15 protein-coding genes are annotated in these 14,992 nt (G+C 65.6%); 7 read left to right on the top strand and 8 right to left on the bottom strand.

Annotated features, from left to right (window positions below; genetic code table 11):
- Positions 1–102: 102 nt before the first annotated feature.
- A complete protein-coding gene (locus L1965_RS13660) occupies positions 103–864 on the bottom strand; it encodes an NAD kinase (RefSeq protein ID WP_235757005.1) in 762 nt (253 codons plus the stop codon).
- Positions 865–1,040: 176 nt separating this feature from the next.
- Between L1965_RS13660 and glyA the strand changes: the two genes are divergently transcribed.
- The 3 genes from glyA to L1965_RS13645 all read left to right on the top strand — a co-directional run bounded on the left by glyA (position 1,041) and on the right by L1965_RS13645 (position 4,576).
- Positions 1,041–2,336 carry a serine hydroxymethyltransferase gene (gene glyA / locus L1965_RS13655; protein ID WP_235757004.1) on the top strand — a complete coding sequence of 432 codons (1,296 nt, stop codon included), beginning with the start codon at positions 1,041–1,043 and terminating at the stop codon, positions 2,334–2,336.
- A 451-nt stretch (positions 2,337–2,787) separates the two neighbouring features.
- Entirely contained in the window at positions 2,788–3,888 is a 1,101-nt protein-coding gene (locus L1965_RS13650; protein WP_235757003.1) for a GSCFA domain-containing protein, read from the top strand.
- Positions 3,863–4,576 (top strand): hypothetical protein, encoded by a 714-nt coding sequence (locus L1965_RS13645; protein WP_235757002.1) that lies wholly within the window; start codon positions 3,863–3,865, stop codon positions 4,574–4,576. Before L1965_RS13650 ends, L1965_RS13645 begins: the two co-directional genes overlap by 26 nt.
- A 127-nt stretch (positions 4,577–4,703) precedes the next feature.
- On the opposite strand, the gene L1965_RS13640 is transcribed toward L1965_RS13645, so the two are convergent.
- From L1965_RS13640 to L1965_RS13610, 7 genes are all read right to left on the bottom strand, one after another.
- On the bottom strand, positions 4,704–4,985 hold the full coding sequence (locus tag L1965_RS13640) for a glycine cleavage T C-terminal barrel domain-containing protein (RefSeq protein ID WP_235757001.1): 282 nt from the start codon (positions 4,983–4,985) through the stop codon (positions 4,704–4,706).
- A gap of 204 nt (positions 4,986–5,189) precedes the next feature.
- On the bottom strand, positions 5,190–6,074 hold the full coding sequence (purU, locus tag L1965_RS13635) for a formyltetrahydrofolate deformylase (RefSeq protein WP_235757000.1): 885 nt from the start codon (positions 6,072–6,074) through the stop codon (positions 5,190–5,192).
- 17 nt (positions 6,075–6,091) lie between these two features.
- A complete protein-coding gene (gene folD, locus L1965_RS13630) occupies positions 6,092–7,057 on the bottom strand; it encodes a bifunctional methylenetetrahydrofolate dehydrogenase/methenyltetrahydrofolate cyclohydrolase FolD (RefSeq protein WP_235757111.1) in 966 nt (321 codons plus the stop codon).
- Positions 7,058–7,405: 348 nt separating this feature from the next.
- Positions 7,406–8,692 (bottom strand): DUF2254 domain-containing protein, encoded by a 1,287-nt coding sequence (locus tag L1965_RS13625; protein ID WP_235756999.1) that lies wholly within the window; start codon positions 8,690–8,692, stop codon positions 7,406–7,408.
- 180 nt (positions 8,693–8,872) lie between these two features.
- Complete coding sequence (locus L1965_RS13620) at positions 8,873–10,144, bottom strand: MgtC/SapB family protein (protein WP_235756998.1); 1,272 nt, start codon at positions 10,142–10,144, stop codon at positions 8,873–8,875.
- Between the two features lie 36 nt (positions 10,145–10,180).
- The gene (locus L1965_RS13615) at positions 10,181–11,593 is read right to left on the bottom strand and encodes a dihydrolipoyl dehydrogenase (protein ID WP_235756997.1); all 1,413 of its coding nucleotides are present in this window, start codon (positions 11,591–11,593) and stop codon (positions 10,181–10,183) included.
- Positions 11,594–11,597: 4 nt separating this feature from the next.
- Positions 11,598–11,975: a cupin domain-containing protein gene (locus tag L1965_RS13610; protein ID WP_235756996.1), complete on the bottom strand. Its 378-nt coding sequence runs from the start codon at positions 11,973–11,975 to the stop codon at positions 11,598–11,600.
- A gap of 125 nt (positions 11,976–12,100) precedes the next feature.
- On the opposite strand from L1965_RS13610, the gene L1965_RS13605 reads away from it, so the two are divergent.
- The 4 genes from L1965_RS13605 (at position 12,101) to L1965_RS13590 (ending at position 14,972) form a co-directional block, all read left to right on the top strand.
- Complete coding sequence (locus L1965_RS13605; RefSeq protein WP_235756995.1) at positions 12,101–12,388, top strand: sll1863 family stress response protein; 288 nt, start codon at positions 12,101–12,103, stop codon at positions 12,386–12,388.
- 11 nt (positions 12,389–12,399) lie between these two features.
- Positions 12,400–12,852, top strand: a complete 453-nt coding sequence (locus L1965_RS13600; protein WP_235756994.1) for a sll1863 family stress response protein — start codon at positions 12,400–12,402, stop codon at positions 12,850–12,852.
- An 88-nt stretch (positions 12,853–12,940) separates the two neighbouring features.
- Positions 12,941–13,684 carry a ZIP family metal transporter gene (locus L1965_RS13595; protein WP_235756993.1) on the top strand — a complete coding sequence of 248 codons (744 nt, stop codon included), beginning with the start codon at positions 12,941–12,943 and terminating at the stop codon, positions 13,682–13,684.
- Positions 13,685–13,700: 16 nt separating this feature from the next.
- Positions 13,701–14,972 carry an MFS transporter gene (locus L1965_RS13590; RefSeq protein ID WP_235756992.1) on the top strand — a complete coding sequence of 424 codons (1,272 nt, stop codon included), beginning with the start codon at positions 13,701–13,703 and terminating at the stop codon, positions 14,970–14,972.
- Positions 14,973–14,992: the final 20 nt, after the last annotated feature.

Below are 14,992 nucleotides of genomic sequence, written 5' to 3'. Positions count from 1 at the left end.
ATCGGGTTCCTCGCAGATATCATTCGGCTTCTACACGCCAGCAGACGGAATGTTGCATCACGTTTGCCCGAGCGGGCGGAAGGCTGCCGATGACCGGTCGCCCTAGACGAACTGCTCGCGCAGCAACCGTTCCTCGAGGCCGTGTCCGCTGTCGAACAGCAGCCGGTGCCGCACATCCGATGCGCTGCGGATCGCGACCCGGGTCACATGCCGGACCGACCGCGAATCCGCATCGGCCATCACCGGCCGGCGGTCGGGATTGAGCACCTCGATCACCACCTCGGCGGTCTTTGGCAACAACGCCCCACGCCAGCGCCGGGGTCGGAACGGGGCGATCGCGGTCAGCGCCAGCACCTCGGAGCCGATCGGCAGGATCGGCCCGTGCGCGGAATAGTTATACGCCGTCGATCCGGCGGGCGTGGCGATCAGGGCGCCATCGCAGACAAGCTCCTCCATCCGCATCTTTCCATCGATATGGATGCGCAGCTTGGCGGCCTGCGGGCCTTCGCGCAGCAGGCTGACCTCGTTGATCGCCAGTGCCTCGTGGCTGGCGCCGTCCGCACTGGTGGCATGCATCCGCAGCGGGTTGAGGACCGCCTCTTCCGCCGCGGTCAGCCGGGGCATCAGCCCCTCTTCGGAATAGCGGTTCATCAGGAATCCGACGGTGCCGCGATTCATGCCATAGACCGGCAGGTCACGGCCCTGAATGGCATGCAGCGTCTGCAGCATGAAGCCATCGCCGCCCAGAGCCACCACGATCTCGGCCTCGGCCAGCGGCGTATCGCCATAGCGCGCGATCAGCCGGCGCAGGGCCTCCTGCGCAAGCTCGGCATGGCTGGCGGTGAAATGAACGGCTGGCTTCATCCTGGCGCGGTCCCCCTGGGTCGGCGCCAGCATCGGCCGGGGTTTGAGTCTTGGCAACCCCGCCCGCACGCCGCAACCCGCCTCAAAGCGGTCGTTTTGCCGCTTTCAGACAGGCCGCCGTTAAGATATGACGACCGCAATTCCAGCTTTCCACAGCCCGAGAGGATGCGAGACAGATGAACGCTCCCACCCGCGAAGCCGGTTTCTTCACGGAAACTCTGGCCAGCCGAGATCCCGAAATCGCCGACGCCATTGACAAGGAACTGGGTCGGCAGCGAGACGAGATCGAGCTGATCGCCTCGGAAAACATCGTGTCGAAAGCGGTGCTCGAGGCTCAGGGCTCGGTGCTGACCAACAAATACGCCGAAGGCTATCCCGGCAAGCGCTACTATGGCGGCTGCCAGTTCGTCGATATCGTCGAGAACCTGGCGATCGAGCGCGCCAAGCAGTTGTTCGACTGCAAATTCGCCAATGTCCAACCCAACAGCGGCAGCCAGATGAACCAGGCCGTGTTCCTGGCGCTGTTGCAGCCCGGCGACACCTTCATGGGCCTCGACCTGAATTCGGGCGGCCACCTGACCCACGGCTCGCCGGTGAACATGTCGGGGAAATGGTTCAACGTGGTCAGCTATGGCGTGCGTCAGCAGGACCAGCAGCTTGACATGGAGGCGATCGCCGAAAGCGCCCGCCAGAACAAGCCCAAGCTGATCATCGCCGGCGGCACCGCGTACAGCCGTGTCTGGGACTGGGCGGCGTTCCGCAAGATCGCCGACGAGGTCGGCGCCTGGCTGATGGTGGACATGGCCCATATCGCGGGTCTGGTCGCAGGCGGCCAGCACCCCTCGCCCCTGCCCCACGCCCATGTCGTGACGACGACCACCCACAAATCGCTGCGTGGTCCGCGCGGCGGGCTGATCCTGACCAATGACGCCGACATCGCCAAGAAGGTGAATTCGGCGGTCTTCCCCGGCCTTCAGGGCGGCCCTCTGATGCACGTGATCGCCGCCAAGGCCGTCGCGTTCGGCGAGGCGCTGGAGCCTTCGTTCAAGGACTACGCCGCGCAGGTCGTCCGGAACGCCCAGGCGATGGCGGACGAGTTGATGAAGGGCGGCATCGACATCGTGTCGGGCGGCACCGACAACCATCTCTGCCTCGCCGATCTGCGGCCGAAAGGCGTGACCGGCAAGGCGACCGAGGCCGCGCTTGGCCGTGCCCACATCACCTGCAACAAGAACGGCGTGCCGTTCGACCCCGAGAAGCCTTTCGTGACCTCGGGAATCCGGCTGGGTGCGCCGGCAGGCACGACGCGCGGCTTCGGTGAGCAAGAGTTCCGCCAGATCGCACGCTGGATCGTCGAAGTCGTGGATGGGCTGGCCAAGTCTGGCGAGGACGGGAATTCCGACGTCGAGGAAAAGGTGAAGACCGAAGTCGCGGCGCTCTGCGCGCGTTTCCCGCTTTACGCGGATATGTGAGCCGCGCCCTCTGCCGACACGCAAAGCAATCCCGCCGGGCGCGCCCCTGCGGGATTGCACGTTCCCACGGCCACTGCGCCTGGCGCCATGGCCTCACGCCACTTCGCGCGCGCAGCATCGTCCACCAACCCGGAAAGCCCGTTCCCGGTCCGCTGGTCGCCCGGCTTCGGGACCATCCTCATCACGCTGGCTTCCAGCCTGTCGCCGCTTATGGCCTGGCATGATCGCGCAGGCCTTGCTGCCGACCCTTCGCCGGATTGCCGATCCTTGTCCGGACTGCCGCGCACGGGGCCTTTTGCACAAGACCCGGCCGACCGGGTCCGCATCCACGACGATGCCGATCCTGTTCGGACCCGCGGGCGGCGCAAGACCGCTGGTGGACCCCAGGTTGAACAGGCACTAATGTAGGAAAACCGATGCGAGAAATTCAGGATGCGACGATGGTGCGTGCATGAATCCCTACACCGACCTTCCTCAGGACGCGTTCTGGTCGCCGGCCGTCGCCCAGAAGCACATGCTGGACATCAGCGGCCTGTGGAAGGCACCGTTCCCGATCTCGACGAAGACACGGATCGCCACTTATGGGTCGTGTTTCGCACAGCATTTCAGCAGGGCGCTGGTCGCGCGAGGCTATTCCTGGCTTAACGCCGAACCCGCGCCCAGAGGCATCCCCGAGGCCGAGGCCAGACGGTTCAGCTACGGAGTTTTCTCGTCTCGGACCGGCAATATCTATACGACCTCGCTGCTGCTTCAATGGGTCGAGTGGGCGCTGGAAAAGCGCGTTCCACCTGCAATCCACTGGGAAAAGGATGGCCGGATCCATGATCCCTTTCGACCGACTGTCGAACCGGACGGATTCGGCTCTGTCGAGGAGATGCTGGCTTCGCGCAGGTCATGTATCGCTGCGTTCCGGAAATCCATTCTCGAAAGCAACCTTTTCGTCTTCACACTGGGCCTGACTGAAAGCTGGTGGGATACGGAAGGCGGCTTCGAATATCCCATGTGTCCCGGAACGCATGCCGGAACATTCGACCCCGCCAGACACATGTTTCGCAATCAGGATTACAGTTTCGTGCGCGCCAACCTGGTCAAGGCCATCACCCTCGTTCGCGAGCATCGTGACAAAGGGCCGCGCATCTTGCTGACGGTCTCTCCGGTCCCCCTGACCGCCACCAATTCAGGCAATCATGTCCTGGTGGCCACCATGGAATCCAAGTCGATCCTGCGCGCCGTGGCAGGCAACGTGGCGGCGAGTCTCAAGGGCGTCGGGTATTTTCCGTCATACGAGATAATCAATTCTCCGGTATTTCGCGGCACGTTCTTCGAGCCGAACCTGCGAGGTGTGAACGGTCACGGCGTCGCGCATGTGATGAACTGCTTCTTTGCAGGTCTGGGCGCCGATGAGCGTGTTGAATTGACGAAATCCGCGTCACCAAGGCGCATGTTCCGCCGGAACCAGCCTCGCTCGCCCTCGACGGACGATCTCAAATGCGACGAGGAAATCCTGGATGCGTTCGGGGGTAGGGATGAAGACAATAATTCTCACCGGTGATTCGCACCTTGGTGCGATACGCCGGGGGTGGGAAACCCTCTCCGAAACGGGGAAAGAGCGGTTTGCTTTCTGGCCGTTGGGCAAAGGCTCGGGTGTTCGGGTTCCATGCCATGTTTTCAACGCAGATGCGGGAAGCGTGACAACAACCCCGGAATTGTGGCGCAACCGGGAATTCTCGCAGAAAACGATCGCGGCGATCGACCCGGATGCGATTGTCGTGGTTTCGCTTCCCTTGAATACCTCGCGAATTCTGCGCGACTATTCCTGGCACACGCATGCACCCTGGCATCTTGCCACAGAAGAGCTGGCCCTGTCCGATCAGGTCATCGCCAAGATGATCGAGCGGGACAGCATCCATGCTGTCAATCTTGTTCGGGACCTCGCGCTGATCTGGCCGGCCCTTGCGGTCGTGGAGGCGCCGCGTTTCTTTGCCAATGCCAGCTATCTCACGGCCAAAAGGCTGGACGTGTGCCTTTATGTCGACACGGTCTATCGCCAGACTGTCAGGCAGGAACTGGCAGCAGCGGGTGTCGATGTGGTGGCGCAACCGGCCGCGACGATCCTGCCGCAGGGCACGACAGCCCTGAAATACGATCACCCTGATCCGGCGGATGATCATCACGCGAACGAAGCGTACGGACGCCTGGTGCTTGACGACATCATCCGCTATGCGGATGCCACCGGCTGAACCGTCCCCGTGCCGCCCTGCCATCGTTCGAGACCTTGCCTGGCTTGAGATCAGGCGCGCTGCGCTGCCAGTGCAGCCGGATGGAACGTTCGGACCTGTCTTGGGGTCCCTCTCTGGGGCGTGAGGATCAGGAGGCGGCGATCGTCTTCCCCGGATCGTGAAACGGCCGCTCGACGATGATCGCGCGTTCCGTTCCGGGTTCGTTGACAAGCCCGGTCCTGTTGACGACGTCAACCTCCAGGCCCAGCTCGGCATGCTCCGCCGCCACCATCGCCAGGGCGATGTTCTGCTTCCGGCGCGGCGAATACACCGCGGATGTGACCTTGCCGATGGTCTTGCCGTCCTTCCCGATCGGCCAGCAGGACGTGTTCGGGCCATTCCGCGGCACCCCCTCGATGACCAGCCCCACCGGCTTGCGGGCAACGCCCTCGTCATGCGCCGGCCCTCGCCCGGCCAGCCGGAAAACAAGCCGTGGCGAGGGCAATCACTGCGGCCGGGACATCGTCAGCACGCCGACGGGATGACGGCCGCTTGCGGCGTCGGCGCGCCGCGATCCCCGGCAGGCGGCTGGACCCGTGCCCCGGCTGGCGCCGGAACTCCGGGCCGCGGCCTGCTACCCCATCCGCTCGGAGGCATGCGAGCCTGGCGACGACGGGAACACCACGGTCTTGTTGCCGTTGAGAAAGGCCCGGTGATGGATATGGGCATGGATCGCGCGGGACAGCACCTGGCTTTCGACATCGCGCCCCAGCGACACGTAGTCTTCCGAGGACTGGGCATGCGTCACCCGGACGGTGTCCTGTTCGATGATCGGCCCCTCGTCCAGATCGGCCGTGACATAATGCGACGTCGCGCCGATCAGCTTGACCCCGCGCTCATAGGCCTGCTTGTAGGGATTGGCGCCCTTGAAGCTGGGCAGGAAGGAATGGTGGATGTTGATGATCCGGCCGGACATCTTCTGGCACATCTGGTCGCTGAGGATCTGCATGTAGCGCGCCAGAACGATCAGTTCCGCGCCCGTTTCCTCGACCACGGCCATGATTGCCGCTTCGGCCTCGGGCTTGTTCTGCTTGGTCACCTTGATCCTGTAGAACGGAATGTCATGGTTCACCACGACCTTCTGGTAGTCATTGTGGTTGGAAATCACCGCCACGATGTCGATCGGCAGCGCCCCGATCTTCCAGCGATACAGCAGATCGTTCAGACAGTGGCCAAAGCGCGAGACCATGATCACCACCTTGGTCTTCTCGGCCTCGTCATGAAAGGCGAAGTCCATCCCGAAGGGCTCGGCAACATCGGCGAATTCCCTGCGCAGCTCCTCGAGCGTCCGACCCTCTTCGCTGATGAAGCTCAAGCGGGAAAAGAAGCGGCCGGTGTCGACATCGTCGAACTGGGCGGCGTCGGTGATGTTGCAGCCGTGTTCGGCGAGGTAGCCGGCGATGGCGGCCACGACCCCGCGGACCGACTTGCACTGCACGGTGAGAACAAACTTGCTCATCTCTTGTGATATCCTTCTCATTCGAACTGGAGAGACGCATCGGCGATGCCGTGCAGATGGCAGCAGGCCGACAGGGTGTTGGCCAGGAGGCAGGCGATTGTCATCGGGCCCACCCCGCCCGGTACCGGGGTGATCGCACCGGCGACGTGGCGGACATTCTCGAAATCGACGTCGCCGACGATCCGGGTCCTGACGCTTCCGTCTTCCTGCACCCCGTTCCCGGGCGCGGGCACCCGCGAGATGCCCACATCGATGACCGTCGCGCCGGGCTTGATCCAGTCGGCCTTCACCAGGCCCGGAACGCCGACAGCGACCACCACGATGTCGGCAAGCCGTGCAAGCGTGGGGATGTCGGTCGACGATTTGTGCGCGATCATCACCGTGCAGTCCGCGTTCAGCAACAGCCGAGCCATCGGCTTGCCCACGACATTGGAATGGCCGATGACCAGCGCCGTCTTGCCGCGCAGGTCGGGATGCAGGTGACGCAGCATCATCATGCAGCCAAGCGGCGTACAGGGCACGATCGCGTCCTGCCCGGTGCCGACCATTCCGACATTCGAGATGTGGAAGCCGTCGACATCCTTCATCGGATCGATGGCGTTGATGACCAGGGTCGGGCGAAGATGCGGTGGTAGCGGAAGCTGGACAAGGATGCCGTGCACCTCGGTATCGCCGTTCAGCCTTTCGATCAGCGCCAGCAGTTCATCGGCGTGTGCATCCTCGGGCAAACGGAACTCCAGCGAGCGCATTCCCGCATCGATCGCCTGCCTGGCCTTGGAGCGGACATAAACTTCGGAGGCGGGGTCGTTGCCGACAAGCACGACAGCCAGCCCCGGTGTCACACCATGCACGGCCTTCATCCTCGCGACCTTGTCGCGGACCTCGCGGCGCAGTCCCTCGGCATGGGCCTTGCCGTCGATGATTTGCGCCAGCCCGGGTGCGTTTCCGGCCTGCGGATCTGTCCCTAGGCCGTTTGGTTGCATCATGAATTCATCCTCCGTCGGAACCGATCGCCAAGCATTTGGACCGCATGAGCATCTAGCCCCGATTGCCGCCCATCCGCAGACTGAAAACCTGCCGCGCAAAGACCGCCCGGCCTGTTGTCGGATAGCCCGCAGCCCATCTGGTCGCCACACCTGAATCGGGCACCGCATGGCGCAGCGTTCGCGTGCTCCGGTCATGGCTTTCGCCGGACGAAGGTGGATGGCGTGGCGGGGCGTCCGGTCTGTTTCCCGTCTCATCGGCGAACATGCCGTGCAGGCGCCAGCGCCCTTGCGCTGACGCATAGGCGTCGCCTCCGGCATCGTGCGGGACGCGCGCCGAAGCCTGATCTAGCCCGCCGACGGGATGAGGCCCACCGCGTCCGGCACGGGCGGCCCCTGCACGCATGGCGCGGCGGACCGGATCGCGACATGCTCGGCCCGGACGAAGGATTCAGCATCCAGCCGCTCCAGCGCCTCGCGCGACATGGACATGCATGCCGACGCAAGCGGGTCCGGGCCGCCGACGCACAGCACGGCCAGTGCCTTCTGCAATCGGATCTGGACCTCTGACAGGGCGGCGCCGTCGCGGGCAATCGGGCGGAACGCATCCTCGATGGCGTCCTGCGGCGTGATCGGGGGCACCAGGACGCGGTCGAACCGGACCTCGGCATCCTCGCGCGCATGCCATCGGGACAGGATGCGGACATGTCGGCCGATGATGTCGATCGCGGTTCCCGGATCATTGACCGCAGGAGAGAGCGCGCGCGAGGCAATCTCGGTCAGAACGATGAGGCCAAAGCGCGGGTCTTCGCTGAAGCTGCGGTTCGCGCCGATCTTGATCGCCTGGCGCAGCACCTCGGTGGCGTCGTCGTCGACTGATCCGGCGGTTACGGAGAGAAGCGGCGTTCCCGGCGCGACGAAAACTCCGGGAAGATGTCGCAGAATGACCGTGGCCTCGAGGCTTTCGGCGCAGTCCTGCAACGCGTTCATGTCCACATGCTGGATGTAGCCCGCATCGTTGGCGAGGACGGTCGCGCCGGCGCCGTCAGGCGCATCGAGCAGCGCCCTTGCGCCAAGGAACGGATCCTCCAGACGCTTTCCAAGGGCGTCCGCGGCCGCCTGCTCGACGCGGTCGAGCGTGTCGCCCATGCGCCCGAACTGCATCAGATGTCCGATCCAGCCTATCAGCGCCAGGACGACGAGGCCGATCACCACGATGGTGAACAGGAACACGACCACCTTGCCCGAGCTGTTGTAGAACTCGGCGTGCAGGGCGATGAGGCCGACCAGGCCGAACAGGAACGCGCCGAGGAAGGTGGCGAGCACGTTCTGGGTGGTGCGGTCCTGCTGCAGAAGGACCGTGGCGCGCGGCGTGGCTGACTGGGCGGCGGCGGCGAAGGCCGAGACCGCGATCGACAGCGAGAAGGTCGTCACCGCCAGCATCGAGGATGTCAGGATGCCCAGAAGTTGCGACACGGCCTCGGACCCGGTCTGCAGCGCAAGATCCTCGGGCAGGTAAGGCGCCATGACGCGCGCAAGCAAGGCGGAAACAACAGCCAGGATGGCGAAGGCGACGACACGGACCCACAAAAGCTTCAGGGTCTCGCCGAGATACCAGGCGAAACGCGAGATCATCGGCAATCCGCTTCGGACGCCGCGCGCGGCATGTGGGCCGGGGCAGCGATCGCCGTTGCGACATTCCCGACCCGCCGATCCATCGCCCGGCACGGCCGCGCCGCTGGCGGCTTAGCGTCAAGGCGCCGCCTCGGTTCCGGGCCCGAAGATTTTTCAACCCGGCCGCCTGCCAACATGCCTTCATCCCTTCCAGCCGAAAAACCAGAGGCTGAGAGCCCCCGCAGCAATCACCACGGCATAGACGACACCGACGCGAACGCCAATGGCCCGGCCGCCAACCGCCACCGCGATCCCCGCCTTGACTGCCGTGTTGACCGATGCCGCGATGAAGATCGCGGTTGCGCCGTTCGCGGCGGTCAGATCTTCGCCGACCAGTTTCGAGACCGAGATCGTCAGTGCATCGACATCCGTGATGCCCGAAAGCGCGGCGGCTGCAAAGACACCGCTGGTTCCGATCCAGATCTTGAGGTGGTGGACGGCCAACAGCACGACGACCAGCAATATCCCGAACAGCAACGCGGTCGTCAGCTCGAGCGGGTTCGCAATGCCATGAAGTTCACTCTGCCTCCCCTCGCCACCTCTTGCCTGAAGCCAGATCAATCCGGCCGAGACCAGGCCGGAAGCGGCCATCACGCCCATCGGGATGGAGAGTGGCGCGATCAGCGCGGGCTGAAAGATCGCGACCAGGACCAGGATGCGCAGGAACGTGACCGATCCCGCGATCACGACTCCCGCCGCCGCGGGCCGGGCCAGCGCGCCTTGCGCGCGCACCAGGCGGGACAGCGCCAGCGTCGTCGATGTCGAAGAGGCAAGACCGCCAAACAGCCCTGTCACAAGGATGCCCAGGCTTGCACCGCCCAGGCGGATGGCGGCATAACCGAAGAACGACAGACCCGCCACAACGACGACCGCCCACCAGACCTGATAGGGGTTGAGGGTCGCGCCGGGCCCATAGCCCTGATCCGGCAGAAGCGGCAGGATCACGACCGAGATGAGGGCAAGCTTCAGAACGGCCTCCAGTTCAAGCCGTTCGATTCGCGCCACCCACAGGTGCAGCCGCTTTTTCATCGACAACAGCAACGCCGCGATCACCGCGACAGCCGCCGCCGCGGGCATGTTGCCAAGCACGGACGCGGCCCCGAGCGAGAAGACCAGCAGGAAGGCGATCTCGGTGGTCAGGCCGACATCGTCGTCCTGCTTGAGGCGCATCCAGTAGCTGACCCCAAGCAGCCCCGAGAGGCCAAGAAAGGCCACGGCAAGAAAGATGGGTTGCGTCAGCGATGCCAGCCAACCACCGACCCCGCCCAGAAGACCCGCAATCGCGAAGGTCCGCACGCCCGCGATGCGGTCGCCCTCGGACAGTTTGCGCTGATGCCATCCGCGTTCCAGCCCGAACAGCAGGCCTATGGCCAGCGCCAGCCCAAGTCGCTGAAGGATCTCGAGGTCATCCATGATCGCGGCCGTCATGCCGGCCTGTCAGGGCCGGCGTCAGTCCAGTCCATCATGCCCGATCGCCTTGCAGTTCGACAAGTCGGATCCGCCTGCGTCTGAAACCTCGCTCGACAGGTCGCGCAGGGCGCTGCGCAGACCCTCTTCCAGGACGGGGTGGTAGAACGGCATCGCCAGCATGTCGGCCGCGCTCAACCCGCGCTCGATCGCAAGGGCCAGCAGATGCGCCAGGTGCTCGCCCCCCGGCACGCACATCTCGGCGCCCAACAACGTTCCGGTATCGCGCGCGGCATGGATGCGCAGAACGCCGGCATTCGCCTGCGCCATGCGCGCCCGCGCCTGCCCCGAAAAGTCGAAGCTGCCCGTGGCGATGTCCATGTCCTTCAGATCGGACAGTGGCTGACCGACCCGTGCGACCTGCGGAGAGGAGAACACGATCGACAGGGGTGTCCGACGGCACAGACCGTCGCCGGCGGCATCCGGGTCGGCCATGCGGCCGGCGATGTGGCCTTCGTCGGCGGCCTCGTGCAACAGCGCCCGATAGCCGTTCGCGTCGCCCGCCAGAAAGATCGGCAGATCGCCGATGCGCAGCGTGGAGGGGTCGATTTCGGGCATGCCCCTGTCGTCGAGCGGCACACCCAGAGTGTCCAGCCCAAGCTGGTCGGTATTCGGTCTTCGCCCGACGGCCGCCAGGACCGCGTCGGCCTCGAACGATCCGCCCGCACCGGTCACGCGAATCGCGCCGCCCGCCTCGTGCAGTTCGGCCGGCGCACCCAGATGCAGCGCGACCTCGGCCTCGATCAGCGGGCGAAACGCGGCCAGCACCTTTGCGTCGTCGATCCCCGCGATGCCATCGACCGCATCGAACCCCGCCACGTCCAGCCCCAGCCGGGCCAGCGCCTGCGCGATCTCGACCCCGATCGCACCCATGCCGATCACGGCGATGCGGCGCGGCAGGTCGGTCTGTTCGAACAGCGTGTCGGTGGTCAGGACCCGGTCGCCGAAATCACGCCACGGGCCCGGCACCACCGGCCGGCTGCCCGGCGCAAGAATGATCGCGCGCGCCTCGATCTCGTTGCCGTCGACCGTCAGGCGCCCGGGGCCAAGCAACCGGGCACGCCCGGACATGGCGCGCTCGCCCAGCTTGTCGGGCACGGATTCAGGGCCCTTCACGAACTGGTCGCGCATCCTGCGAACCCGCGCCAGCACCGCCGGGATGTCCGCGCGCAGGCCGTCGGCGCCACGGATGCCGAATTCCTCGAACGCGTCGCGCCGGTGGAACGCATTCGCAGCCTCGATCAGCGCCTTGGAGGGCATGCAGCCGACGGCGGCACAGGTGGTGCCCCAATGGCCGTCGTTGACCAGCAGGAAGTCGTCGGTATAGCGCCGAACCTCGCGCAGGGCCGAAAGCCCCGCGCTGCCAGCGCCCACGATCACGGTATCGACCCTCATGGGCTTACTCGTCCGCATCCGCCTGGGCCTTGGTGGCGTGCTCGGTGCCCGGTTCATGTTCGGGCGGGCTGTAGGTGGTGAAAAGCTTCAGCATGCCCGACCCGGTATTGCGGAAATTGTGGAACTTGCCCGACGGCACGATGCTGACATCGCCGTCCGAGATGTCGGTTTCCACATCCCCGATCCTGGCCACGCCGGACCCGGCCACGAAATACAGCAACTGGTCATGTCCCTCATGCACCTCGCCGCCGATTTCGCCGCCCTCGGGGATCGCCATCAGGACAAGCTGCGTCTTGTCGCCGGTCCACAGGACCTTGCGGAATTCGTCATTCCCGCGGGCAAGGTCGACGATATGCAGCGTCAGTTTTTCGGCTTCGGACATGGCGGAATCCCTTCAATCATGGTCATGGTTGCCATTCAGAAGGTCGCATGTATCCTTGGCCCGAGCAATCCGCTATCGTTGGGGTGGCGGATTCGCGTCCGTTCAGTATTCCAGGAGGAACCACGATGTCTGACAAGAGTGCGTATATCGAAAAGGCCAAGGCCCGCATCGACGAGTGGAACGCAGAGATCGAAAAGATGAAGGCCAAGGTCGGCGAGGCCGAGGCCGATGCGAAGATCGAGTACCAGAACCAGCTGGACGAAGCCCGCAAGCAGCGCGACGAGGCCGAGGCAAAGCTGAAGGAGGTCCGCGAAGCCAGCGATGACGCCTGGAACGACATGAAGTCGGGCTTCGACAAGGCTTGGGACAGCATCTCGGGTGCCTTCGAAAGCGCGATGTCACGGTTCAGGTGAGAGCGGCGCGGATGTCTTTTCTCGATACCCTGCGCGTTGCGGGCGTTGCGGCCCTGCTTGCCCTGCCCGCCGCAGCGCAGGATGCCGAATCGCTGACCACGGCTGACGAGGTGCGCGCAGAGATCTCGGAAGCGATGGACGCCATCGGATCCTATTCCGAACAGGAGCGTGAGCAGGCGCTTGCCGAGGCGCGCGAGGCCCTTGATCGTCTCGACGCCGAGATTGACCGGCGCGAGCAGGCCCTGCGCGAGAACTGGGCAGAGATGTCCGAGGCCGCGCGCAAGACTGCCGAGGCACGGCTGCGTGACCTGCGGCAGGCGCGCAACCGTCTGGGCGAGCGCTACGGCGCGCTCGAATCCGGAGCGAGCAGCGCCTGGGACGAGCTGAAGACCGGCTTCTCGGACGCGTGGGGCGCCTTCTCCGAGGCATGGAGCGCGGCGGACGAGGATTCGTCCGCCAACTGATCCGCCACACTGACGCACTTGCGCCGCCCGGGAATTTTTCGCAGGCGGCGCAAGGTTGGACCTCCTTTGCCTCTGCGGGACCACGATCATGGACACAGCCCTCTGGATCGTCATCGCGGCGGCCTTGCTGACCGCGATCATGACCGGCGTTGGCGCGCTGCCCTTCCTGTTCGTCAACAAGGTCGGCGACCGGGCCATGGGCTGGTCGAACGCCGCCGCAGCCGGCCTGATGCTGGCCGCCAGCCACAGCCTGGTCGCCGAGGGCGTGTCGCTGAATGTCATGCTGACGCTTGTGGGCGTGCTCGCGGGGCTTGGCGCGATTGTGGTGGCCGACCGGCTGCTTTCCGGCGCGGGCGACGTCGAGGTGGCCGACCTGCAGGGCGCGGGCGCGGCCAAGGCGCTTCTGATCCTTGGCATCATGACGGCGCATTCCTTTGCCGAAGGCGTGGGCGTCGGCGTATCCTTCGCCGGGTCCGAGGGCCTGGGCGCCTACATCACCACGGCGATCGCCTTCCACAACGTGCCCGAGGGGCTGGCCATCGCGCTGGTTCTGGTGCCGCGCGGCACGCCGGTCTGGAAGGCCGCGCTGTGGGCGATCTTCACCAGCCTGCCCCAGCCGATCATGGCCGCACCCGCCTATCTTTTCGTCGAAACCTTCCGGCCCTTCCTGCCCGTGGGCCTCGGCCTTGCGGCGGGCGCGATGATCTGGATGGTCTTTTCCGAACTGTTTCCCGAAGCTACGAAGAAAGTCGATAGCGGCTCGGCGGCGACCGCCGTGACGCTGGCCTTCTCGGCCATGATGGCCTTCCAGATGCTTGTCCTCGCCCACTGAACCGGACCTACGCGACATGACCATGAAGGATGCCTTTTCCACCCTGACCGGCGCCGACCGGGACACGATTCGCCCCGGCGAGGCGCGCAACGGGGTCGTGCATGTCGTCTCGCTGACATTGACCAAGACGGCGGACGCGCTGATCGACCCCAAGCTGGTGCTGTCGTGGCTGCTGACCGCCCTGTCGGCACCGGGGGCGATGGTCGGGCTTCTGGTGCCTGTGCGCGAGGCCGGTGCGCTGCTGCCGCAACTCGCGCTTGCCCGGCTGGTCGAGGCAAGCCCGCGGCGCAAGCGGTTCTGGGCCGCGGGCAGTGCGGTGCAGGGGATCGCGGCGCTTGGCATCGCGGCGGCGGCGCTGTTGCTGTCGGGCGCGGTGGCGGGCGGTGTCATCGTGGCCTGCCTCGCGGTGCTTGCGGTGGCGCGCTCGGCCTCGTCGGTCAGCTACAAGGACGCGCTGGCACGCACGATCACCAAGCGGCGGCGCGGGGCGATCACCGGGCTTGCGGCGTCCGTCGCCTCGGTCTCGGTCTTCGGCGTGGGCGCCTTGATGGCCTCGGGCCTCTTCGCGGTCGCCGTCGCGCCGCTTGCGGTCATCATCGCCGTGGCGGGGGCGGCGTTTCTGCTGGCTTCGGCGATCTTCCTGACCCTGCGCGAGCCGGAATCGGACACTGACGACAAGGATGACGACGGATCCTTTGCCGCACTGGTTCAGCCGATCCTGACCGACCGCCAGCTTCGCGTCTTCGTGGCCTCGCGCGCGGCGCTGGCCGTGACTGCGCTGGCGCCGCCCTTCATCGTCATGCTGTCGGCGGCGTCGGGCCGAAATGCTCTGGATCAGCTTGGGCCGCTGGTGATGGCCTCGACCGCCGCTTCGGTTCTGGCATCCTATGTCTGGGGGCGGCTGTCCGACCGTTCAAGCCGCCAGACGCTGATGGCGGCGGGTGCGCTTGGGGCCGCGGTCTTCGCCGTGGTGGGCGCGGTCGGCATGGCCTTCGGCGGGCTTGGCGGAGCGCTTGGCGCGGCAGCGGCGATCTTTGCCGCGCAGATCGCCTATGAGGGCGTGCGCGCAGGTCGCAAGCTGCACCTGACCGACATGGCCGAGGACGCGTTCCGGGCCCGATACACCGCGCTGTCGAATACACTGATCGGCGCCGCGCTGCTGGCAAGCGGGATCTTCGGACTGGCGGCGGACCGCTTCGGACCGGCGCCGGTCCTGATGTCTTTTGCCCTCATCGCCGCGCTCGGTGCATTTCTGGCGCGCGGCCTCGATGAGGTCCAGCAGACGTGAGCCGAACGGTCACGGCGCAA

The organism is Paracoccus salsus, assembly GCF_021556615.1.
Lineage (GTDB): Bacteria > Pseudomonadota > Alphaproteobacteria > Rhodobacterales > Rhodobacteraceae > Paracoccus > Paracoccus salsus.
Note: the sequence above shows the minus strand (reverse complement) of the source record. Positions and strands in the feature narration are given on the sequence as shown.